Source organism: Streptomyces sp. NPDC048142, assembly GCF_043202835.1.
Classification (GTDB): domain Bacteria; phylum Actinomycetota; class Actinomycetes; order Streptomycetales; family Streptomycetaceae; genus Streptomyces.
This window is the reverse complement of the sequence record NZ_JBIDBC010000009.1, coordinates 105,319-125,641: the sequence shown is the minus strand read 5'-3', so window position 1 is coordinate 125,641 and position 20,323 is coordinate 105,319. Positions and strand designations below refer to the sequence as shown.

General features: G+C 71.3%; 17 protein-coding genes. 6 read left to right on the top strand and 11 right to left on the bottom strand.

All coding sequences use genetic code 11. The annotated features are described in order from the left end of the window. Positions 1-109 precede the first annotated feature (109 nt). Genes ACGF2Y_RS14530 through ACGF2Y_RS14485 form a run of 10 tightly spaced genes read right to left on the bottom strand, consistent with a single transcriptional unit; the run spans position 110 to position 10,921 of the window. The gene (locus ACGF2Y_RS14530) at positions 110-1,726 is read right to left on the bottom strand and encodes an NADH-quinone oxidoreductase subunit N (protein ID WP_392946492.1); all 1,617 of its coding nucleotides are present in this window, start codon (positions 1,724-1,726) and stop codon (positions 110-112) included. Next, on the bottom strand, positions 1,723-3,408 hold the full coding sequence (locus tag ACGF2Y_RS14525) for an NADH-quinone oxidoreductase subunit M (protein ID WP_392946490.1): 1,686 nt from the start codon (positions 3,406-3,408) through the stop codon (positions 1,723-1,725). The genes ACGF2Y_RS14530 and ACGF2Y_RS14525 overlap by 4 nt, the downstream gene beginning before the upstream one ends. Then, positions 3,405-5,405, bottom strand: coding sequence for an NADH-quinone oxidoreductase subunit L (locus ACGF2Y_RS14520; RefSeq protein ID WP_392946487.1), 2,001 nt, complete (start codon positions 5,403-5,405; stop codon positions 3,405-3,407). The genes ACGF2Y_RS14525 and ACGF2Y_RS14520 overlap by 4 nt, the downstream gene beginning before the upstream one ends. Further along, positions 5,402-5,830 (bottom strand): NADH-quinone oxidoreductase subunit NuoK, encoded by a 429-nt coding sequence (nuoK, locus tag ACGF2Y_RS14515; protein ID WP_392946485.1) that lies wholly within the window; start codon positions 5,828-5,830, stop codon positions 5,402-5,404. The genes ACGF2Y_RS14520 and nuoK overlap by 4 nt, the downstream gene beginning before the upstream one ends. Then, positions 5,830-6,531, bottom strand: coding sequence for an NADH-quinone oxidoreductase subunit J (locus ACGF2Y_RS14510; RefSeq protein WP_392946784.1), 702 nt, complete (start codon positions 6,529-6,531; stop codon positions 5,830-5,832). Before ACGF2Y_RS14510 ends, nuoK begins: the two co-directional genes overlap by 1 nt. Continuing rightward, the gene (locus ACGF2Y_RS14505; protein ID WP_392946482.1) at positions 6,531-7,130 is read right to left on the bottom strand and encodes a NuoI/complex I 23 kDa subunit family protein; all 600 of its coding nucleotides are present in this window, start codon (positions 7,128-7,130) and stop codon (positions 6,531-6,533) included. The genes ACGF2Y_RS14510 and ACGF2Y_RS14505 overlap by 1 nt, the downstream gene beginning before the upstream one ends. Beyond that, positions 7,130-8,098 carry an NADH-quinone oxidoreductase subunit H gene (locus tag ACGF2Y_RS14500; protein ID WP_392946480.1) on the bottom strand — a complete coding sequence of 323 codons (969 nt, stop codon included), beginning with the start codon at positions 8,096-8,098 and terminating at the stop codon, positions 7,130-7,132. The genes ACGF2Y_RS14505 and ACGF2Y_RS14500 overlap by 1 nt, the downstream gene beginning before the upstream one ends. Further along, entirely contained in the window at positions 8,095-9,783 is a 1,689-nt protein-coding gene (locus ACGF2Y_RS14495; RefSeq protein WP_392946477.1) for an NADH-quinone oxidoreductase subunit C, read from the bottom strand. Before ACGF2Y_RS14495 ends, ACGF2Y_RS14500 begins: the two co-directional genes overlap by 4 nt. After that, a complete protein-coding gene (locus ACGF2Y_RS14490) occupies positions 9,780-10,523 on the bottom strand; it encodes an NADH-quinone oxidoreductase subunit B (protein WP_392946474.1) in 744 nt (247 codons plus the stop codon). The genes ACGF2Y_RS14495 and ACGF2Y_RS14490 overlap by 4 nt, the downstream gene beginning before the upstream one ends. Next, positions 10,514-10,921, bottom strand: a complete 408-nt coding sequence (locus ACGF2Y_RS14485) for an NADH-quinone oxidoreductase subunit A (RefSeq protein ID WP_392946781.1) — start codon at positions 10,919-10,921, stop codon at positions 10,514-10,516. The genes ACGF2Y_RS14490 and ACGF2Y_RS14485 overlap by 10 nt, the downstream gene beginning before the upstream one ends. 268 nt (positions 10,922-11,189) lie before the next feature. On the opposite strand from ACGF2Y_RS14485, the gene ACGF2Y_RS14480 reads away from it, so the two are divergent. The 5 genes from ACGF2Y_RS14480 to ACGF2Y_RS14460 all read left to right on the top strand — a co-directional run bounded on the left by ACGF2Y_RS14480 (position 11,190) and on the right by ACGF2Y_RS14460 (position 18,610). Continuing rightward, positions 11,190-12,362 (top strand): sensor histidine kinase, encoded by a 1,173-nt coding sequence (locus tag ACGF2Y_RS14480; RefSeq protein ID WP_392946472.1) that lies wholly within the window; start codon positions 11,190-11,192, stop codon positions 12,360-12,362. Positions 12,363-12,617: 255 nt separating this feature from the next. Beyond that, positions 12,618-13,979 carry a sensor histidine kinase gene (locus ACGF2Y_RS14475; protein ID WP_392946469.1) on the top strand — a complete coding sequence of 454 codons (1,362 nt, stop codon included), beginning with the start codon at positions 12,618-12,620 and terminating at the stop codon, positions 13,977-13,979. A gap of 467 nt (positions 13,980-14,446) precedes the next feature. Continuing rightward, the gene (locus ACGF2Y_RS14470) at positions 14,447-15,106 is read left to right on the top strand and encodes a response regulator transcription factor (protein ID WP_032791991.1); all 660 of its coding nucleotides are present in this window, start codon (positions 14,447-14,449) and stop codon (positions 15,104-15,106) included. A 473-nt stretch (positions 15,107-15,579) separates the two neighbouring features. Then, entirely contained in the window at positions 15,580-17,544 is a 1,965-nt protein-coding gene (locus ACGF2Y_RS14465; protein WP_392946466.1) for a 2-oxoacid:acceptor oxidoreductase subunit alpha, read from the top strand. Further along, on the top strand, positions 17,537-18,610 hold the full coding sequence (locus ACGF2Y_RS14460; protein WP_392946463.1) for a 2-oxoacid:ferredoxin oxidoreductase subunit beta: 1,074 nt from the start codon (positions 17,537-17,539) through the stop codon (positions 18,608-18,610). The genes ACGF2Y_RS14465 and ACGF2Y_RS14460 overlap by 8 nt, the downstream gene beginning before the upstream one ends. Before the next feature lie 108 nt (positions 18,611-18,718). Here ACGF2Y_RS14460 and ACGF2Y_RS14455 read toward each other — a convergent pair whose 3' ends face one another. Beyond that, a complete protein-coding gene (locus tag ACGF2Y_RS14455) occupies positions 18,719-19,054 on the bottom strand; it encodes a winged helix-turn-helix transcriptional regulator (RefSeq protein ID WP_392946778.1) in 336 nt (111 codons plus the stop codon). A 270-nt stretch (positions 19,055-19,324) separates the two neighbouring features. Between ACGF2Y_RS14455 and ACGF2Y_RS14450 the strand changes: the two genes are divergently transcribed. After that, entirely contained in the window at positions 19,325-20,185 is an 861-nt protein-coding gene (locus tag ACGF2Y_RS14450) for an SDR family oxidoreductase (RefSeq protein ID WP_392946461.1), read from the top strand. Positions 20,186-20,323: the final 138 nt, after the last annotated feature.

Here is a 20,323-nt window from a genome sequence, read left to right as displayed (position 1 = left end):
TCTCTCCTCTTGTCCCGACACGTCCACGTCGATTACGTGACGTATGCCGCCAAGACCATGCCCTGTGGCGGGGGCCGTGGGCAAACCGATCTTGCGGCTCCGGAAGGGCTCAGAAGAGGCTCACGGCGGCGACGCGCAGGACGGCCTGCGGGACCCCGGAGAGCAGGATTCCGGCGGCGGCGGTAAGGGCGATCGCCGTGGTGAGAGGGGTGGGGGCCCGGAATCGGCGCGGCGGGGCGGAGGCCGGGGTTCCGGTGTCCGTCCCGCCCGTTCGCCGGGCTTCGTCCGGCGAACGGAAGAGAATCGCGGTCCACTGAAGGTAGTAGTAAAGGGCGATCACCACGTTGACGGCCATGACCACGGCGAGCCAGCCGAGGCCCGCGTCGACCGCCGCGGAGAAGACGGTGACCTTCGCGAAGAGCCCGATGATGCCGGGCGGCAGTCCGGCGAGGCAGAGCAGGAAGAAGCCGAGCGCCAGAGCCGCCAGGGGCCGGGTGGCGTACAGGCCCCGGTAGTCGGAGAGCCGGTTGCCGGGGTGCGTACGGGCGACGAGGGCGGCGACCGCGAACGCGCCCAGGTTCACGACGGCGTACATGAGGGCGTACGCCACCGTGGAGCCGATCTGTTCGCCGGTGGAGTACGCGGCGGCGGCGATCGGGACCAGAAGGTAGCCGGCCTGGGCGACCGAGGACCATGCGAGGAGGCGGACGGCACTGCGGGCGCGGGCGGCGTTCTGGCGGAGGGCCGCGACGTTGCCGACGGTCATGGTGAGCGCGGCGACGACGGCGAGTGCGGGCCCCCAGACGTCGGCATAGGAGGGGAACGCGATGACGGTCACCAGGATGAGCCCCGAAAACCCGACGGCCTTCCCCACTACGGAGAGGTAGGCGGCGATCGGGAGGGGCGCGCCGACATAGGTGTCGGGGACCCAGAAGTGGAAGGGCGCGGCGGCGGTCTTGAAGGCGAAGCCGACAAGGGTGAGGGCGACACCGGTCTTGGCGAGGGTGTCGAGAACCGGAGGCACGTCGTCGAGGCGGGCGGCGATCTCGGTGAGGTGCAGGGTGCCGGTGGTCGCGTACACGAAGCTGACGCCGAGCAGCATGACGGCGGTGGCGACGACGGAGGAGAGGAAGAACTTCAGCGCGGCCTCGGAGGAGCGCCGGTCACCGCGCTTGATGCCGACGAGGGCGAACGCGGGCAGCGAGGCGACTTCGAGGGCGACGACGAGCGTGGCGAGGTCGCGGGAGGCGGGCAGCAGGGCGGCCCCGGCGGCGGAGGCCAGGAGCAGGAACCAGTACTCCCCCGCAGGCAGCTTGCGGGTGTCGTCGAGCGAGAGCAGGACGGTGAGGAACGCGCCGCCCAGGACGAGGGCCTGGATGACGACGGTGAAGTGGTCGGCGGTGTAGCTGCAGGCCTGGGCGCCGGTGGTGACGCAGAAGGTCGAACGGTCCCCGGCCCGCAGGGGGACCAGGAGCGCCAGGGCTGCGGCGAGGGCGGTGAGGGCGCCGTAGCCGAGGAGCTGTTTGCGGTGCGCGGGCAGGAACAGGTCGGCGACCAGGACGACCAGGGCGGCCAGCGCCGTGAGGGTGGGGGGCGCGATGGCGAGCCAGTCGATGGACTGGACGACGCTGGGGGCGTCGGTCGCGGTGGTGAGGAGGCCCGGGGCTTCGGCCGCGGCGGTCTGCTCGATGAGGCTTCCGGCGGTGGTGCCGATGTCCACGGTCACGACTTGCCTCCTGCGAGGAGCTGCTGCACGGCCGGGTCGGTGAGGCCGAGGAGGACGGCGGGCCAGAGGCCGGCGAGGACGGTGAGCGCGGCGAGCGGGGTCCAGGCGACGGCTTCGTACGTCTGGATGTCGGCGAGCTGCGGCGTGGTGGCGGCGGTCCGGGCTCCGGCGGGCCGGGACGGCTGGGGGCCGTCCGCCGCTTGCGGGGCAGCCGGGGCGTGCGCGGCCTGCTCGTCGGGCGACAGCCGGGGGTGGGGCGGGTGCTCGCCCATGCAGACGCGGCGGACGACGATGAGCATGTACGCGGCGGTGAGCAGGGTGCCGAACGCTCCGATGGCCATGAAGGTGCGGAACGCGGGGCGGCTGAGGCCTTCGGCGGGGCTGTACGCGCCGAACAGCGTGAGCATCTCGCCCCAGAATCCGGCGAGTCCGGGCAGGCCGAGCGAGGCGACGGCGGCGAAGGCGAGCAGCGCGCCGAGGCGGGGCGCCCGGCCGTAGAGGGCGGCCCCGGTCGCTCCGGCGAGGGTGTCGAGGTCGGCGGTGCCGTAGCGGTCCTTGATGGCGCCGACGAGGAAGAACAGCAGGCCGGTGATGAGTCCGTGGGCGATGTTGGCGAAGAGCGCGCCGTTGACTCCGGTGGGGGTCATGGTGGCGATGCCGAGCAGGACGAAGCCCATGTGGCCGACGGACGAGTAGGCGATGAGCCGCTTGAGGTCGCCCTTGGCGCCGGTACGGGCCAGCGCCAGGCAGGCGAGGGATCCGTAGACGATGCCGACGACGGCGAACGCGGCGAGGTAGGGCGCGAAGGTCCGCATGCCGTCGGGTGCGATAGGGAGCAGGATCCGGACGAATCCGTACGTTCCCATCTTGAGCAGGACGCCCGCGAGGAGCACCGACCCCACGGTGGGGGCGGCGGTGTGGGCGTCGGGGAGCCAGCTGTGCAAGGGCCACATCGGGGTCTTCACGGCGAGGCCGAGACCGATCGCGAGTACGGCGATGACCTGCACGGACGTGGTGAGGCCCCGGCCGTTGTCAGTGGCGAGTGCCACCATGTCGAAGGTGCCGCTCTTCAGCCCGATGAGGAGGAGGCCCAGCAGCATGATGACCGAGCCGAGCAGGGTGTAGAGGATGAACTTCCAGGCGGCCGCCTGCCGTTGGCCATCGCCCCAGCGGGCGATGAGGAAGTACATCGGGATGAGGACCATCTCGAAGGCGAGGAAGAAGAGCAGCAGGTCGAGGACGGCGAAGGTGGCGAGGGTGCCGGATTCCAGGACGAGGACGAGGGCGACGAAGGCCTTCGGTGAGGGGCCCGCGGGCAGCTTGAAGTAGCTGTACAGCGCGCAGAGGAAGGTCAGCAGCGCGGTCAGGACCAGGAGGGGGAGCGAGATGCCGTCGATGCCGAGGTGGATGCGGACGTCGAGCGCCGGGATCCAGCTGATGTCGGTGGTCGCCTGCATCGTGGCGGGGTGGTCGTGGTCGAAGCCGGCGGCCAGGACGACCGCGGCGATGAGGACGGCGCCGGTGACGGTCACACCGTGGCGGAGCACGGCCTGGTCGGGGTTCTTCCCCTTGAGTCCGGGCGGGGCGGGGAGCAGGGCCGCGACGGCGCCGAGGAGCGGGGCGACGACGACGAACGCCAGAAGGAACTGCATCACGGACGCACTGATATCGATCACGGTCACGACCCCGCGTTGACGTTGGCGAAGACGACGGCGGCGATCGCCAGGACGAGGGACCCGGCGAGCAGGGCGCTGACGTAGGTCTGCACGTTGCCGGTCTGGGCCCGGCGGACAGCGGTGCCGAGGAGGCGCGTGACGGCGCCCGATCCGTTGACGTAGGTGTCGACGACCTCGCGGTCCAGGAAGCGGACCAGACGGGCGGCTCCCTGGACGGGCCGGACGAACAGCACCGTGTAGAGGGCGTCGAGGTGGAAGCCGGTGACCGCGTGACGGTGCAGGGGCCCGAGGAGGAGCCTGCCGGGGTCGGCCGGGTCGGGGGCGTCCGCGATGGTGCCGTAGACGGCGGTGTGGGACGTCATGGCCTCGGCTTCGACGAGAGCGGGTTCGGCACCGGGGTGGGCGACGACGGCGCCGATGGGGGTGCGGGCGGCGAGGGCGGTGGTGTGCCGCCATGCGCCGTAGGTGACGAGCCCGCCGGCCAGGCCGACGCCGGTGGACACGACGGCGGTGGTGAGGGACGGCGTGAGGCCGTGCCCGTCGAACCAGTCGCCGATCACACCGGCGGTGAGGCCGAAGCCGATGGTGGGGGCGGCCAGGATCCACAGGACGGAGGTCATGGCGTGGGGCTGCCTGCCGTGGTCGGGGGCTTCGGCGCCGCGCCCGCGGAAGGCGAGGAGCCAGAGACGTACGGCGTAGGCGGCGGTGAGGACGGCGGCGAGGAGCCCGGCGATCAGGATCGTCCAGCCCGCGGCGGCCGGGGCGACGGTCCGCTCCCCCAGGGCGGTGTGCTCGGCGGCCACGAGGACGGCTTCCTTGGAGAAGAAGCCGGCGAACGGCGGGATGGCGGCCAGGGCGAGGAGGGCGACGGTCATCGTCCAGTAGGCGTCCGGGATGCGGCGGGCGAGGCCGCCCATCCGGGACATGGCGGCCAGTGAGTTGGTGCCCGCGGCATGGATGACGACGCCCGCGGCGAGGAAGAGGACGGCTTTGAACGCACCGTGCGAGATCAGGTGGAAGACGGCGGCGCCGCGGTCGCCGACGGCGAGGGCGCCCGACATGTAGCCGAGCTGGCCGATGGTCGAGTAGGCGAGGACGCGTTTGATGTCGTCCTGGGCGAGGGCGGCGAGCCCGGACCCGATCATCGTGACGGCGGCCATCACGGCGAGGACGACGAGCGCCGCGCCGGAGGCCGCGAAGACGGGCAGCAGGCGGGCCACGAAGTAGATGCCGGCGGCGACCATCGTCGCGGCGTGGATGAGCGCGGAGACGGGGGTGGGGCCGGCCATCGCGTCGGGCAGCCAGGTGTGCAGGGGGAACTGGGCGGCCTTGCCCGCGACGCCCGCGAGGAGCAGCAGGGCGATGAGGGTGGGGTGGTCGACTCCGCCGTTGCCGACGGCGGCGAGGATCTTGGTGATCCGGAAGCTGCCGGTGTCGGCGGCGAGCGCGAACAGACCGATCAGGAAGGGGATGTCGCCGAGCTTGGTGACCAGGAAGGCCTTGAGGGAGGCGGCACGGGCCTCGGGCGTCTCCCAGTAGTGGCCGACGAGGAAGTACGAGCAGATGCCCATGATCTCCCAGCCGACCAGGAGCACCATCAGGTCGCCGGAGTAGACGACCAGGAGCATCGCGGAGGTGAAGAGGGAGACGAGAGCCGCGTAGGAGGGGTAGCGGGCGTCGTCGCGGAGGTAGGCCGTGGAGTAGAGCTGTACGCAGGTGGCGACGACGGTGACGAGTACGGCGACCAGGACGGCGAACCCGTCGAGGTGCAGCGCCAGATCGATCGGGACCGAGCCGGTGGGCGTGAGCTGGATCGCGGCGTCGATGGCCCGGCCGCCGCCCTGGCGGACGGCGACGATCACGGCGAGTACGGCCGCGGTGAGGGTCGGAAGGATCGCCAGCGGGCGGACGAAGCCGGGGGCGGTGCGGCCGACGGCGAGCCCGGCGAAGGCGCCGAGGAACGGGAGGAGGGGGACCAGGGCGGCGAGGGTCGTGGTGGTCACGTGGTGGCCTCTGCCTTCTTCGTCTTCCCGGTGTTCCTGCCGTTCCCGTCGCTCCCGTCGTTCTTGTCCCCTTCACCGGGAAGCGTCTCGGCGTCGTCGGGGAGCGTCTCGGCGTCGTCGGTCTCGGCGGTGTCGCGGAGCCGGTCGATATCGGAGCTGCCCCGGTTGCGGTAGACGGCCAGGACGATCGCGAGGCCGATGCCGATCTCGGCGGCGGCGATGGCGATGGTGAATAGCGTGAGGGCCTGGCCGGAGTGGAGGGTGTCGCGGAGCCAGACGTCGAAGGCGACGAGGTTGAGGTTGACGGCGTTGAGCATCAGCTCGACGGACATCAGGACCAGGATCGCGTTGCGGCGGGCGAGGACGCCGTAGAGGCCGATGCAGAAGAGGAGGGCGGCGAGCACGGCGGGATAGGCGAGGTGCATCAGCTCTGCTCCTCCTGCCCGGATGTGCCGGACGAGGCGGGCGGGCCGGACTTCGACGTCCTGGGCTTGGCCGTGCCGTTCGTGCCGGGGCGGACCGTGGTGTCCGTGTCGCGCTTGCGGGACAGGACGATCGCGCCGACGAGGGCGGCGAGCAGCAGGACGGAGAGCGCCTCGAAGGGCAGGACCCAGTTCCGGAACAGGAAGGCGCCGGTGACTTCGGTGGAGCCCTGGGCCGGCCCGTCGAGGTCGATCCAGGTGGTGCGGAAGGCGTCGGCCACGACCCAGACGAGGGCCGCCGCCGCGGCGGCGGCCACCCCGAGGGCGACCCATCGGTTGCCCGAATCGGCGTCCGGGGAGCGGCCGATGGGGGCCCGGGTGAGCATCAGGCCGAAGAGGAGGAGGACGACGATGGAACCGACGTAGATCAGTACCTGGACCCAGGCGATGAACTCAGCGGTGAGCAGGAGGTACTCGACGGCCAGCCCGCCGAGCGCCACGACGAGCCAGAGCGCTGCGTGCACCAGCTGCCTGGTCGTGACGGTGATGACGGCGGCGCCGAGGGTGGCGAGGCCGACGAGGAGGAACGCGATCTCGACGCCGGAGGGGGAGAGGAAGCCGGGGTGGTCGCCCGCGGCAGCGGTGGCAGTGGAGGTGGCGGCCGTGGAGGTGGCGGTGAGCAAAGAGGGCGCGGTGTGAAGCATCACGAGGTCCCTCCCTTCTCGTCCGACGGTTCCTGCTGTTCCCGCAGTTCCTGCTGCTCTCGCTGCTCCTGTGCCCGTTGGGCTGCGAGTTTGTCCGCGGCCTTGCGGGCGGCGGCGATCTCCTTCGGTTCCTCGGCCCCGGGGTCGAGTGCGGGCGGCTCCGGCACGGTCCACATCCATGCGCGGAGCTTGTCGCGCTCATGGGTGAGTTCGTGGATGTCCGTCTCCGCGTACTCGAACTCGGGCGACCAGAACAGCGCGTCGAAGGGGCACACCTCGATGCAGATGCCGCAGTACATACAGAGGGAGAAGTCGATGGCGAAGCGGTCGAGGACGTTCCGGCTGCGCTCACGTCCGCCGGGGGCGGCGGGCGGCGACGTCTCCTTGTGGGAGTCGATGTAGATGCACCAGTCGGGGCACTCACGGGCGCAGAGCATGCAGACCGTGCAGTTCTCCTCGAACAGCCCGATGACACCGCGGGAGCGGGGCGGGAGTTCGGGCTGGGTGTCCGGGTACTGCGCGGTGACGGTCTTCCTCGTCATCGTGCGCAGGGTGACGGCAAGGCCTTTGGCCAGGCCGGATCCAGGGATCGGGGGCATCAGTTGATCGCCACCTTCACGATGCCGGTGAGCGCGATCTGCGCGAGGGCGAGCGGGACGAGGGTGGTCCAGGCGAGCTTCTGCAACTGGTCCTCACGCAGGCGCGGATAGCTGACGCGCAGCCAGATGATGACGAACGCGAGGAGGGCGGTCTTGAGGAGGGTCCAGAGCCAGCCGAGCCCGTCGGCGCCGAACGGGCCGTGCCAGCCACCGAGGAAGAGGACGGTGGTCAGGGCGCACAGGATGACGATGCCCGCGTACTCGGCGAGGAGGAACAGGGCGAAGCGCAGACCGGTGTACTCGGTGTACGCGCCGAAGATGATCTCGGAGTCGGCCACCGGCATGTCGAACGGCGGGCGCTGGAGTTCGGCGAGACCGGCCACGAAGAAGACCAGGGCGCCGACGATCTGCCAGGGCAGCCACCACCACTCGAAGGCGTCGAGGATGCCGGTGAGTGAGACCGTCCCGGCCGCCATGGCCACGGAGGCGGCGGCGAGGAGCATCGGCAGCTCGTAGGAGAGGAGTTGCGCGGCGGTACGGAGGCCGCCCAGCAGGGAGAACTTGTTGGCGGAGGCCCAGCCCGCCATGAGCGAGCCGAGGACGCCGATGCCCATGACGGCGAGCACGAAGAAGATGCCCGCGTCGATGACCTGGCCGACCGCGCCGTCGCCGGGGCCGACGGGGATGACCACGAGGACGAGGAGGTACGGGAGGAGGGCGACGGCGGGGGCGAGCTGGAAGACACGGCGGTCGGCGGCGGCCGGGACCACGTCCTCCTTCTGCGCGAACTTCACGCCGTCCGCGACGAGCTGCGCCCAGCCGTGGAAGCCGCCCGCGTACATGGGGCCCAGGCGGCCCTGCATGTGGGCCATCACCTTGTGCTCCGTCTGACCGACGAGGAGGGGGGCGACGAGGAAGACGCCGAAGATGACGGCCAGACGGAGGGCGACGTCGAGAGCATCGTTCACTCGGGATCGCCTCCGGCGGGGTGGTCTGGGGCGGGGCGCCCCGGGGCGGGGTTCTCTGGGGCAGGAGTGGGCTTGTCGGGCGCGGGCTCGTCAGGGGTGGGGGTGGGTTCGTCCGTGGGTGCGGGCTCACTTTCGGACTCGGCGGCGTCGCTGGGGGTGGGGCCGCTGCGCGGGGTCTCTCCCCTGCCCGCCCCTTCCCGAACCGGGGGCTCCGCACCCGTACCCCCGCTCCTCGAACGCCGGAGGGGCTGAGTCGAGTCCGGGAACACGGCCTCTGCGCCCCCGTCGCCGTCGTCGCTGTCGTCGCCCCCGTCGCCCCCCGGAGCGTGGGGCGGCTGCGGGGCGTCGGCCGGCTTCGTGGTGCCGGGTTCGTCGAAGGCCGGCCGGGCGTCATGCCACGGGGCGTCCGTGCTGCGCACCCGGGGCGGAAGCCCTGAGGCGTCCCCGGGCGCGCCCGACGCCGGACGCTGGCTGGCCGAGCCGTCCGATGCGGACCGGAAGCGGCGAGCCGGGCGGGCCGGAGCCGGCGTCGACGCGTCCGGCCCCGGACGCTGACTGGCCGAACCGTCCGATGCGGACCGGGAGCGGCGGGCCGGGGCGGTCGGGGGCGCCGCAGGGTCGTCCGGGGGGGCGTCCGGGGGCAACTGCTGGCCGGCCGAGCCCTCGGACGCCGACCGGGAACGGCGCGGGCGGGTCGTCGGGGCCGCCTGCGGGGGCGTGGCGGCCGGCGGCTGCGCGGTCGCCGAAGGCGCCTGCGGGGGTGCGGATGCCTCTGAGGGCGCGGATGCCTCCGGCGTCGCGGGGGCCTCCGGTCCGGTCATCGTGGAGGTCTCCGGGCCGTTCGCCGCAGAGGCTGTCGGGCCCGTCGCCGTGGAGGCATCCGGGCCACTCGCCGTGGGAACCTCCGCACCGGTCACCGCAGGGGCATCCGTACCGGTCACCGTGGGGGCCTCCGGGCCGTTCGCCGTGGGCCGTTGTGCCGCCGAGCCCTCGCCCGCCGTGCGGGTGCGGCGGGGCGGGCGGTCGGCTGCGGGGCGCGCGGCTCGGGCCGGGCGGGCGGCGGCCGGGGGAAGTTGGCCCTTCAGGGGGCCCCATTCGTTCGGGTCGGGCACCCCGGGCGGGAGCATCGCGCGACGCTTGGGTCCGGTGTGCCCCTCCGCCGGCTCCCCCGGTTCCTTCGCCCCGGGCCAGGCCTTGGCGACGCGCGCGGCCAGGACGAAGTCCTTACGCAGCGGGTGGCCCTCGAAACCTTCCGGCAGGAGCAGCGGTACGAGATGGGGGTGGCCCTCGAACGCGACGCCGAACATCTCGTGCGTCTCGCGCTCGTGCCACGCGGCGCCCGCGTAGACGTCGATGGCGCTGGGCAGGACGGCCGCTTCGTGCGGCACGGTCGTCCGTACCAGCAGCCGCCGCACCGTACCCGTGCCCAGGGCCGCGACATGGGCGCAGACGCGGAAGCCGGCGCCCGGTTCGTCCACGGCGCTGAGCCAGTCGAAGTAGCTGCACCCGAGTTCGTCACGGGCGGTCCGGAGCGCGGTGAGCCAGGTGGCGGCGGGGACGTCGACGGTCAGCAGGTCGTACGCCGACTCCGCCGTGGCCTCGTCGCCGAACAGGTCGGTGACCGCGTCCGGCAGCCGGTCGTAGGCCTCGGCTGCGGATTCCGCGTGCTGGTCGCGCTCGCTCATCGCTGCCCCTCCCCCGGCGCCGAAGCCTCGGTCGACGTCGGCTTCGAGGCCTGTGTCGATGCCTGTGTCGACACCGGGTTCGAGGAAGGGGTAGAGGTCGAGGAAGGAGCAGGGGTCGAGGCCGGCGCGGCGACCAGGCCGCTGCGCAGGGCCTCGGTGGACGGGCCGCCGCCCGTCTCCCCGGAGGCATACCGCTCGGCGAGGGATTCGCGCGCGATCTTCTCCTGGAGCTTGAGAATGCCCTGGAGCAGCGCCTCGGGCCGGGGCGGGCAACCGGGTACGTACACATCGACGGGGATGATCTGGTCGACGCCCTTGGTGACGGAGTACGAGTCCCAGTAGGGGCCGCCGCAGTTGGAACAGGCGCCGAAGGAGATGACGTACTTCGGTTCGGGCATCTGCTCGTACAGCCGCTTCACGGCCGGGGCCATTTTGTCCGTCACCGTGCCGGACACGATCATGAGGTCGGCCTGACGGGGGCCGGGGGCGAACGGGATCACGCCGAGCCGGATGAAGTCGTGGCGTGCCATGGACGCGGCGATGAACTCGATGGCGCAGCAGGCCAGTCCGAAGTTGAAGACCCAGAGGCTGTAGCGGCGGCCCCAGTTGAGGACCACCTTCATCGGCTCCGGTGCGAGCCGGGAGAGTACGCCGAGGCGCTTCGGCTCGGGGAGAAGCACCGGGTCGGACGGGGGCGCGGGCTGCTGCGACGCGGGGGTCGGCCGGCTCGTCAGTCCCATGCGAGGACGCCCTTCTTCCATGCGTAGAGCAGTCCCACGGCCAGGAAGCCGAGGAAGATGAACATTTCGACCAGGGTCGTCGCGCCGTATCCGGGCGCCGCGAACACCGTGGCCCACGGGAACAGGAAGATGGAGTCGACCGCGAAGATCACGTACAGGAAGGCGTAGACGTAGTAGCGGACCTGGGTGTGTGCCCAGCCCTCGCCGACCGGGTCGACGCCGCATTCGTAGGTGAGGAGCTTCTCCGGGGTGGGAACGACGGGGCGCAGCAGTCGCCCGGCCCCGAAGGCCACGGCGACGAACAGGACGCCGACCAGGGCGAGCAGGCCGATGACCGAGTAGCTCTGGAAGTACTCCGAGGCGAGTGCGGCGGGTCCGTCCACCGGTCCGCCGGACATGCCCGTCGCATCCGCCACACCGGCCACCTCCGCCACGCCGGTCACGCCGGTCACGCCGGTCACGTCCGTAACGTCGGCCACGTCCGCCCCTCGCTCCCTCGTCGTCCGCATCAGTCCTGCGTGCCTGCCTGTTCTGTACGCACGGGAGTCTAGGGCCTGCTCAACGGAGCGTAAGCAGCCGCGTCGGGCATCGGGTGGGGTTATCCCTACTTCACCCCCACCCATGAGCCCCATGGTGTGCGCGGGTGCGGACCGGCAGGCTGTGGGTATGACCATGAGCCCTTCCGTGCCGGATCCCGACCGGCTGCCGCCCGCCCGATTCGCCCTCGACCGGTGGACCTGGCGGGAGGTCGCGCATCTGCTCGCCAATCTGCCGTTGGCCGTCGTCGGGTTCGTCTACTCGGTCCTGGTGATCGCCGTCGGTGCCGCGCTCTCCGTCACGGTGGTCGGGCTGCCGCTGCTGGTCGGCGGGCTCCAGGGCGCCCGGCTGCTGGGCCGGCTGGAGCGGCGGCGGGCACGGCGGATGCTCGGCGTACGGGTCGAGGAGCCGAGTCCGCTGGCGCGCGGCCACCGGGACCAGGGGTTCTTCGTCCGGCTGTGGGCGGGGCTGAAGGACCCGGTGGGCTGGCGGGCGTTGCTGTACGGGTTCATCCGACTGCCGTGGGGGGTGCTGACGTTCGCGGTGACGCTGGCGAGCCTGCTCGTCCTGTGGCCGGTGCTGCCGTTCATCACCCGGGGGCTGACGGCGGTGGACCGGGCGATGGTGCGCGGGCTGCTGTCGCCTTCGGACGAGCTGGAGCGGCGCATCGCCGAGCTGGAGTCGGACCGGGGCGTGGTCGTGGACACCGCCGCCGCCGACCTGCGCCGGATCGAACGCGACCTGCACGACGGCGCCCAGGCCCGCCTCGTCGCCCTCGCCATGGGGCTCGGCCTCGCCAAGGAGAAGCTCACCGACGACCCCGAGGCCGCGGCCCGCATGGTCGACGAGGCACACGGCGAGGTGAAAGTGGCCCTTCAGGAACTGCGCGACCTGGCCCGCGGAATCCACCCCGCCGTCCTCACCGACCGGGGCCTGGACGCCGCACTCTCCGCGATAGCCTCCCGCTGCACGGTCCCGGTCAAGGTGTCGGTGGGGCTTCGTGGGCGTCCGGCGGAGGCGATCGAGGGCATCGCGTATTTCACCGTCTCGGAGCTGCTTCAGAACGTCAGTAAGCACAGCGGCGCACGGTCGGCCTCCGTCGACGTGTGGCGTTCGGGGGACCGGCTGATGCTCCAGGTCACGGACGACGGCGGGGGCGGGGCCCGGATGGACGGCGGTACGGGGATGGCGGGGCTCGCCGAGCGGCTCGACGCGGTCGACGGGGTGTTTCTCCTGGACTCGCCGGAGGGCGGGCCGACGACCGTCACCGCCGAGCTGCCCTGGCGCGACCGGGCCGCCTGACCGGCTGCCCCGCTGTCCGCCCCGCAGGCGGCCCGGCCCGCTCCGGCCTGCCCTGCCGCCCGAGGGGGTGGGGAAAACCCCCGGGCGGATACGGAGAGGGACCTCATGGTGCGGAAGGCCGCCGGCCAGCACCCTGGAGGGAGAACGGTCCGTGGTCGCGGGCCGCCTCCGGCGCCATCGGGCGCACGCCCCACGACCTACGCCCCACGCACAGCCCACTGAGAGACTGAGACAGAGACGGAACGGACGGGACTCATGGCCACGGCATACGGACCGGACACACGGGACCGGGAGCGGCAGTTTTCCGGCCCCGGCTTCGGGGCGAAGACCCCGGCGAAGCACTTCCTCCCGGCACCGCTGCGTGGGCCGCTGGAGGCCCGTGCCTGGCGCGAGCTGCTCTATGCGCTGCTGAGCTTCCCGCTCAGCACGGTGATGTTCGTCTTCGCGGTCACCATGACGTCGATGAGCGCGGGCCTGCTGGTCACCTTCATCGGGATACCGGTCCTTGCGGCCGGTCTCGCCGTCTGCCGGGGCTTCGGTGCGCTGGAGCGGCACCGGGCGCGCGGGTTGCTGCGGGTGGAGGTGGCGGATCCGGAGCGGGTACGGGGGAAGACCGGCGGCCCGATGTCCTGGATGGGCGCGGTCCTCAAGAGCGGGGTGTCCTGGCGGCACCTGCTGTTCACGCTGCTGCACTTCCCGTGGGCCACGTTCACCTTCGTCGTCGCGATCACGTTCTGGACGTACGGCCTGGCGGCGCTGACGTACCCGCTGTGGTTCTGGCTCTTCCCGGCGTTCGGGGAGCAGAACGGCATCCAGCTGTACGGGGACCGCACCCACCAGGAGTATCTGGACTCGCCCGGCGAGCTGGCGGTGACCGGGACGATAGGCCTCGTGCTGGTGCTGGCGGCGCCGTGGGTCGTGCGCGGTCTGCTGACGGTGGACCGGCTGATGGTCACCGGTCTGCTGGGCCCGTCCCGGCTGGCCACCCGGGTCTCCGAGCTGGAGTCGGACCGGGGTGTGGTCGTGGACACCGCCGCCGCCGACCTGCGCCGGATCGAACGCGACCTGCACGACGGCGCCCAGGCCCGCCTCGTCGCCCTCGCCATGGGGCTCGGCCTCGCCAAGGAGAAGCTCACCGACGACCCCGAGGCCGCGGCCCGCATGGTCGACGAGGCACACGGCGAGGTGAAAGTGGCCCTTCAGGAACTGCGCGACCTGGCCCGCGGAATCCACCCCGCCGTCCTCACCGACCGGGGCCTGGACGCCGCACTCTCCGCGATAGCCTCCCGCTGCACCGTGCCCGTGACGGTCGAGGTGGACCTGGACTCGCGGCCCGCGCAGGCGATCGAGGGGATCGCGTACTTCACCGTCTCGGAGCTGCTTCAGAACGTCAGCAAGCACGCCAAAGCGACTCGCGCCACGGTCGACGTGTGGCGGGCGGCCGACCGGTTGATGCTCCAGGTCACGGACAACGGCCGAGGCGGGGCGTCACCGGCCTCGGGCAGCGGCCTGGCCGGGTTGACGGAACGGCTGGACGCGGTGGACGGGGTCCTTGTGGTCGACTCCCCGGCCGGCGGCCCGACGACGGTCACAGCCGAGCTGCCCTGGCGCGGCTGACCCGAACGCGACTCCGCTCTCCTCCTCTCCCACTCCTCTCCCGCTCCTCTCCCGCTCCTCACTCTTCCTTCCTCGCCCTCACTCTCCCTCGCGCTCTCCTGCGCTCCCTCCTCTCCCCCTCTCCGCGTACGTACGCGCCCCGTCGCCCGGGTCCTCTCGGCCCCCTCGGTCCGGCGACGGGGTGTACGGCCGTCCGGGGTTTCCGGGACGGGCGGCTGTGAGCGCGTGCACGGCGTGCGGCTGTGAGTCCTGGCGGGCGGCCAGCGTGTGCCACGGGTCCTCGCACGGCCCTTCGCCCCGTCCTCGTGGGTTATCCACAGGGCCCCCGTCCGTGTCCGGGTCCTGGGATGCTTGAGCGGTCGGGGCGCGGTGCGCAGTGGTCGGGCGTGGCGCGTGCGGGGTCGCGGGGAACGCGGCATATTCAGAACAGTGGGGGACTCGCAGTCGTGGAGAACGTGGAGAACAGGGTGCGCGTGGTCATCGCCGAGGATTCGGTCCTGCTCCGGGAGGGGCTGACCCGCCTGCTCACCGACCTCGGGCACGACGTGGTCGCGGGGGTCGGGGACGCGGAGGCGCTGCTCAAGACCGTGGCGGATCTCGACGCCCAGCAGGCGCTTCCCGATGTGGTGGTCGCCGATGTGCGGATGCCGCCGACGCACACCGACGAGGGAGTACGCGCGGCGGTGCGGCTGCGGAAGGACTACCCGGACATCGGGGTGCTGGTCCTCTCCCAGTACGTGGAGGAGCAGTACGCCACCGAGCTGCTGGCGGGCAGCAGCCGCGGGGTGGGGTATCTGCTGAAGGACCGGGTGGCCGAGGTCCGCGAGTTCGTGGACGCCGTCGTCCGGGTGGCGCAGGGCGGGACGGCGCTGGACCCGGAAGTGGTGGCACAGTTGCTGGGCCGCAGCCGCAAGCAGGACGTGCTGGCCGGACTGACGCCGCGCGAGCGGGAGGTCCTCGGTCTGATGGCCGAGGGCCGGACCAACTCCGCCGTCGCGCGGCAGCTCGTAGTGAGCGACGGTGCGGTCGAGAAGCATGTCAGCAACATCTTCCTGAAGCTGGGGCTCTCACCCAGCGACGGAGACCACCGGCGCGTCCTCGCCGTGCTGACCTACCTGAATTCCTAGCAATCTGACACCCTGTCAGATACTTGCGAAGCCGGAGGCGAAGCGCGGGCCCGAGCGACCGCACGCCGGAATCGCTCCGGGAGTGCCCCAGAAGTGCTCGGGGAGTGCTCGGGGAGTGCTCGGGGAGTGCTCCGGAAGCATCGCGCGGGTCCGTGGTGTCCGGCGGCCGCCGGACGGGCATCCCTGATCAAGGGAGAGTCAAGGCGGAGCCAAGGAGAGAACAGGGGTGACCAGGGGAGAGTCGAGGGGAGGGGCAAAGGGGGCCTAGGACCAAAGACCCAGCGCACGGCCGTTTCCATCCCGCGATCGGGGGGCTTACGAAAGGTGACAAACCTTACTAAAAGGGTGTCTCAAAACAGCGTCCACCATATGATCGGTCCCTGGAGGGCCACCTACGCGGACGTAGGGTGGCCTCTGGGATCGCCGGCTGGCCGGACGGTTCCGAACCGCCGCCCCAAGGGAGGTCCAGTTCAGTGACGAGCCAGGTCAGTAGCGCGGCAGAGAAGGCCGATGAGGCCAATGACGCCGTCCTCGGGGGTCAGCGAGCCCCCCTGTCAGGTACGACGGGAACCACGGGCGGCGACGGGAAGGAGATCCGTCGCCTGGACCGGGTGATCATCCGTTTCGCGGGCGACTCGGGTGACGGTATGCAGCTCACGGGTGACCGGTTCACCTCGGAGACCGCTTCCTTCGGCAACGATCTCTCCACCCTGCCGAACTTCCCGGCCGAGATCAGGGCCCCCGCAGGCACTCTGCCAGGGGTTTCTTCCTTCCAGCTCCACTTTGCCGATCATGACATCCTCACCCCCGGCGATGCCCCCAACGTCCTGGTCGCGATGAACCCCGCCGCTCTGAAGGCGAACATCGACGACGTACCGCGCGGCGCCGAGATCATTGTGAACACCGATGAGTTCACCAAGCGGCCGATGGCGAAGGTGGGGTACGCGACCAGTCCGCTGGAGGACGGTTCGCTGGAGGCCTACAACGTCCATCCGGTGCCGCTGACGACGCTGACGCTGGAGGCGCTGAAGGAGTTCGGGCTCCCCCGCAAGGAGGCCGAGCGGTCCAAGAACATGTTCGCGCTGGGTCTGCTGTCGTGGATGTACCACCGGCCGACCGAAGGGACGGAGACGTTCCTGCGGCAGAAGTTCGCGAAGAAGCCGCAGATCGCCGAGGCGAACGTGGCCGCCTTCCGGGCCGGGTGGAATTTCGGCGAGACGACCGAGGACTTCGCGGTCTCCTACGAGGTCGCCCCGGCATCCCATGCCTTCCCCACCGGCACCTACCGCAACATCTCGGGGAACCTCGCCCTGTCCTACGGCCTGATCGCCGCCGGGCAGCTGGCGGACCTGCCGCTCTACCTGGGGTCGTATCCGATCACCCCGGCCTCGGACATCCTGCACGAGCTGTCCCGGCACAAGAACTTCGGGGTGCGGACCTTCCAGGCCGAGGACGAGATCGCCGGGATCGGTGCGGCGCTCGGCGCGGCGTTCGGCGGGGCGCTGGGCGTCACGACGACGTCCGGTCCCGGGGTGGCGCTGAAGTCGGAGACGATCGGTCTCGCGGTCTCCCTGGAGCTGCCGCTGCTGATCATCGACATCCAGCGCGGCGGACCGTCCACCGGCCTGCCGACCAAGACCGAGCAGGCCGATCTGCTCCAGGCGATGTTCGGGCGCAACGGCGAGGCCCCGGTCCCGATCGTGGCCCCGCAGACCCCGGCCGACTGCTTCGACGCCGCGATCGACGCGGCCCGGATCGCCCTGACGTACCGGACGCCGGTCTTCCTGCTCTCCGACGGCTACCTCGCCAACGGCTCCGAGCCCTGGCGCATCCCGGAGACAGCGGCCCTGCCCGATCTGAAGACTCCCTTCGCCTCCGGCCCGAACCACACCCTGGCCGACGGCACCGAGGTCTTCTGGCCCTACAAGCGCGACCCGCAGACGCTGGCCCGCCCCTGGGCGGTCCCCGGCACGCCCGGCCTCGAACACCGCATCGGCGGGATCGAGAAGCAGGACGGCACCGGCAACATCTCCTACGACCCGGCCAACCACGACCTCATGGTCCGCACCCGCCAGGCGAAGATCGACGGCATCGAGGTCCCCGACCTCCAGGTCGACGACCCGGCCGGGGCAGCGACGCTGGTGCTCGGCTGGGGGTCGACGTACGGGCCGATCACCGCCGCCGTACGCCGGCTGCGCGCCGCCGGGGAGCCCATCGCCCAGGCCCACCTGCGGCACCTCAACCCCTTCCCGAAGAATCTCGGCGAGGTGCTGAAGCGCTACGACAAGGTCGTCGTGCCGGAGATGAACCTCGGCCAGCTCGCGATGCTGCTGAGGGCGAAGTATCTGGTGGACGCCCACAGCTACAACCAGGTCAACGGAATGCCGTTCAAGGCCGAGCAGCTCGCCACGGCCCTCAAGGAGGCCATCGATGCCTGACACCGACGAACTGCGGCACAACGAACTGCTGCAGCTGGTGCCCAAGGCCGAGGCGAAGCAGTCCATGAAGGACTTCAAGTCCGACCAGGAAGTGCGCTGGTGCCCCGGCTGCGGCGACTACGCGGTCCTCGCCGCCGTCCAGGGCTTCATGCCGGAGCTGGGCCTCGCGAAGGAGAACATCACCTTCGTCTCCGGCATCGGCTGCTCCTCCCGCTTCCCGTACTACATGAACACCTACGGGATGCACTCCATCCACGGCCGCGCCCCGTCCATCGCCACCGGGCTCGCCACCTCCCGCCGCGACCTGTCCGTCTGGGTCGTCACCGGTGACGGCGACGCGCTCTCCATCGGCGGCAACCACCTGATCCACGCCCTGCGCCGCAACGTCAACCTCAAGATCCTGCTGTTCAACAACCGGATCTACGGGCTGACGAAGGGCCAGTACAGCCCCACCTCCGAGATCGGGAAGATCACCAAGTCGACGCCGATGGGATCGCTCGACGCGCCCTTCAACCCGGTGTCCCTCGCCATCGGTGCGGAGGCCACGTTCGTGGCGCGCACGGTCGACTCCGACCGCAAGCACCTCACGAGCGTGCTGCGCGCGGCCGCCGAGCACTCGGGCACCGCACTGGTGGAGATCTACCAGAACTGCAACATCTTCAACGACGGCGCTTTCGAGGTCCTCAAGGACAAGGAGCAGGCCGCCGAGGCCGTCATCCGCCTCGAACACGGGCAGCCGATCCTCTTCGGCTCCCAGGAGTCCAAGGGCGTCGTGCGCGATCCGGCCACCGGTGATCTCAAGGTCGTGGCCGTCACGGAGGAGAACCGCTCGCAGGTCCTCGTCCACGACGCCCACGCCGACTCCCCCACCACGGCGTTCGCGCTGTCCCGGATCGCCGACGCGGACACCCTGCACCACACCCCGATCGGCGTGCTGCGCAGCGTCGAGCGGCCCGTCTACGACACCCTGATGTCGGACCAGCTGGACGCCGCCGTCGAGCGTGACGGCAAGGGCGACCTCGGCTCACTCCTCGCCGGCAACGACACCTGGACGGTCGTCGGCTGAGACCGAGCGCGCCGCACACGCGCCACCACAGGCAGCGCACCGCGCACACGCACCGCACACGCGGTGCCACATGCATCGCCCGGGGCCCGGGGCCGATCCTCGACGGGATCAGGCTCGGGCCCCGTCGTATGTCTCGCGTGCCGCCTGCACCGCGTCCACCTGGCGTTCGGTCCAGCGGGCGAGCGCCCACACCTGTTCGGCCGCCTCGATGCCGAGCGGGGTGAGCCAGTAGTCCACTCTCGGCGGGATCACCGGCTTCGCGTCCCGGTGGACGAAGCCGTCGCGCTCCAGCGTCTGGAGGGTCTGGGCCAGCATCTTCTCGCTGACCCCGCCCACCGAGCGGCGCAGTTCGCTGAAGCGGTACGAACGCTCCAGCAGCGCCGCCAGGACGAGGACGCCCCAGCGGCTCGTCACATGCTCAAGGATCAGCCGGGACGGGCACATGGGCTGGTTGACGTCCGCGGCCCGCTCCGGACCCGGTCCGCTCACTCCTCGTGGACCCTTCACTCCCCGTGCTTCCTTCTCCCTCCGCGAGTCCTTCGCGCCGTGTGAGTCCTTCGCACTTACTCCCATATCAGTACCTTACTTCAAAGTGGGTACTTTCCTATAGTTAGCGCGACCCGTAGGGTCGTAACCGGAGCACAGAAGCGGACCGAACCACTAAAACCACCGAAACCACCGAAACCACCGAAACCACCGAAATCGGAGAACCCCATGAGCATCGTTGTCACCGGAGCCACTGGCGCACTCGGCCGCCTCGTCGTCGACGCCCTGCTGAGCACGGTCCCGGCCGGCGAGGTCGTCGCGGTCGTGCGCGACAAGGAGAAGGCCGCCGTGCTCGCCGCCCGGGGCGTGGAGCTGCGCATCGCGGACTACGACCGGCCCGAGTCCCTCGCCGGAGCCTTCCGGTCCGGCGACCGGGTGCTGCTGATCTCCGGCAGCGAGGTGGGCAAGCGGGTACCGCAGCACACCGCGGTCATCGATGCGGCGAAGGCGGCGGGCGTCGCCCAGCTCGCGTACACCGGCATCCTCGGCGGTCCGGACGCCGACTTCACGCTGGCCGACGAGCACCGGGCCACCGAGCAGCTGATCCTGGACTCCGGGCTGCCGTACACCTTCCTGCGCAACGGCTGGTACACGGAGAACTACACCGCCAACCTGGCCCCGGTCCTGGAGCACCGCGTGGTCGTCGCCAACGCGGGCGAGGGCCGCGTCGCCTCCGCCGCCCGAGCCGACTACGCCGCCGCCGCGGCCGCCGTACTGACCGGCGACGGCCACCTGAACACCGCCTACGAGCTGAGCGGCGACATCGCCTGGTCGCTCGCCGAGTACGCACGCCTGCTGTCCGAGGTGACCGGCGAGGAGATCACGTACAAGAACGTCCCGGCCGCCGCGCACCAGGAGATCCTGGTCGGCGCGGGACTGCCCGAGGGCTTCGCGGCGATCCTCGTCGACGTGGACGAGGCGATCGGGCGCGGGCGGCTCGCGGGGACGAGCGGCGACCTCGCCCTGCTCATCGGCCGCCCGACGACGCCCCTCGCCGAGACCGTTCGCGCCGCCCTGTCCGCCGCCTGACCTTCGACGCGCCCCCAGCTGTTCGGCCGCACCCGGCACTGTCATGAGTGTCTCCGTGAAACGGCTATGACACGGGCCCCTTCCGGCGCTACCGTCGTGCCGTCGGCGGATCCGCCGGCGCGGGCGGGCCGGGAGGGC

Excerpts from the sequence above, each read along its gene's own strand:
- nuoK (WP_392946485.1), bottom strand. The coding sequence starts at position 5,830 with ATGCACCTCGCCTATCCCGCCGTGCTCGCCGCCCTCCTCTTCTGCATC.
- ACGF2Y_RS14510 (WP_392946784.1), bottom strand. The coding sequence starts at position 6,531 with ATGCTTCACACCGCGCCCTCTTTGCTCACCGCCACCTCCACGGCCGCC.
- ACGF2Y_RS14505 (WP_392946482.1), bottom strand. The coding sequence starts at position 7,130 with ATGCCCCCGATCCCTGGATCCGGCCTGGCCAAAGGCCTTGCCGTCACC.
- ACGF2Y_RS14495 (WP_392946477.1), bottom strand. The coding sequence starts at position 9,783 with ATGAGCGAGCGCGACCAGCACGCGGAATCCGCAGCCGAGGCCTACGAC.
- ACGF2Y_RS14490 (WP_392946474.1), bottom strand. The coding sequence starts at position 10,523 with ATGGGACTGACGAGCCGGCCGACCCCCGCGTCGCAGCAGCCCGCGCCC.
- ACGF2Y_RS14485 (WP_392946781.1), bottom strand. The coding sequence starts at position 10,921 with ATGTCCGGCGGACCGGTGGACGGACCCGCCGCACTCGCCTCGGAGTAC.
- ACGF2Y_RS14480 (WP_392946472.1), top strand. The coding sequence starts at position 11,190 with ATGACCATGAGCCCTTCCGTGCCGGATCCCGACCGGCTGCCGCCCGCC.
- ACGF2Y_RS14475 (WP_392946469.1), top strand. The coding sequence starts at position 12,618 with ATGGCCACGGCATACGGACCGGACACACGGGACCGGGAGCGGCAGTTT.
- ACGF2Y_RS14460 (WP_392946463.1), top strand. The coding sequence starts at position 17,537 with ATGCCTGACACCGACGAACTGCGGCACAACGAACTGCTGCAGCTGGTG.
- ACGF2Y_RS14455 (WP_392946778.1), bottom strand. The coding sequence starts at position 19,054 with ATGTGCCCGTCCCGGCTGATCCTTGAGCATGTGACGAGCCGCTGGGGC.
- ACGF2Y_RS14450 (WP_392946461.1), top strand. The coding sequence starts at position 19,325 with ATGAGCATCGTTGTCACCGGAGCCACTGGCGCACTCGGCCGCCTCGTC.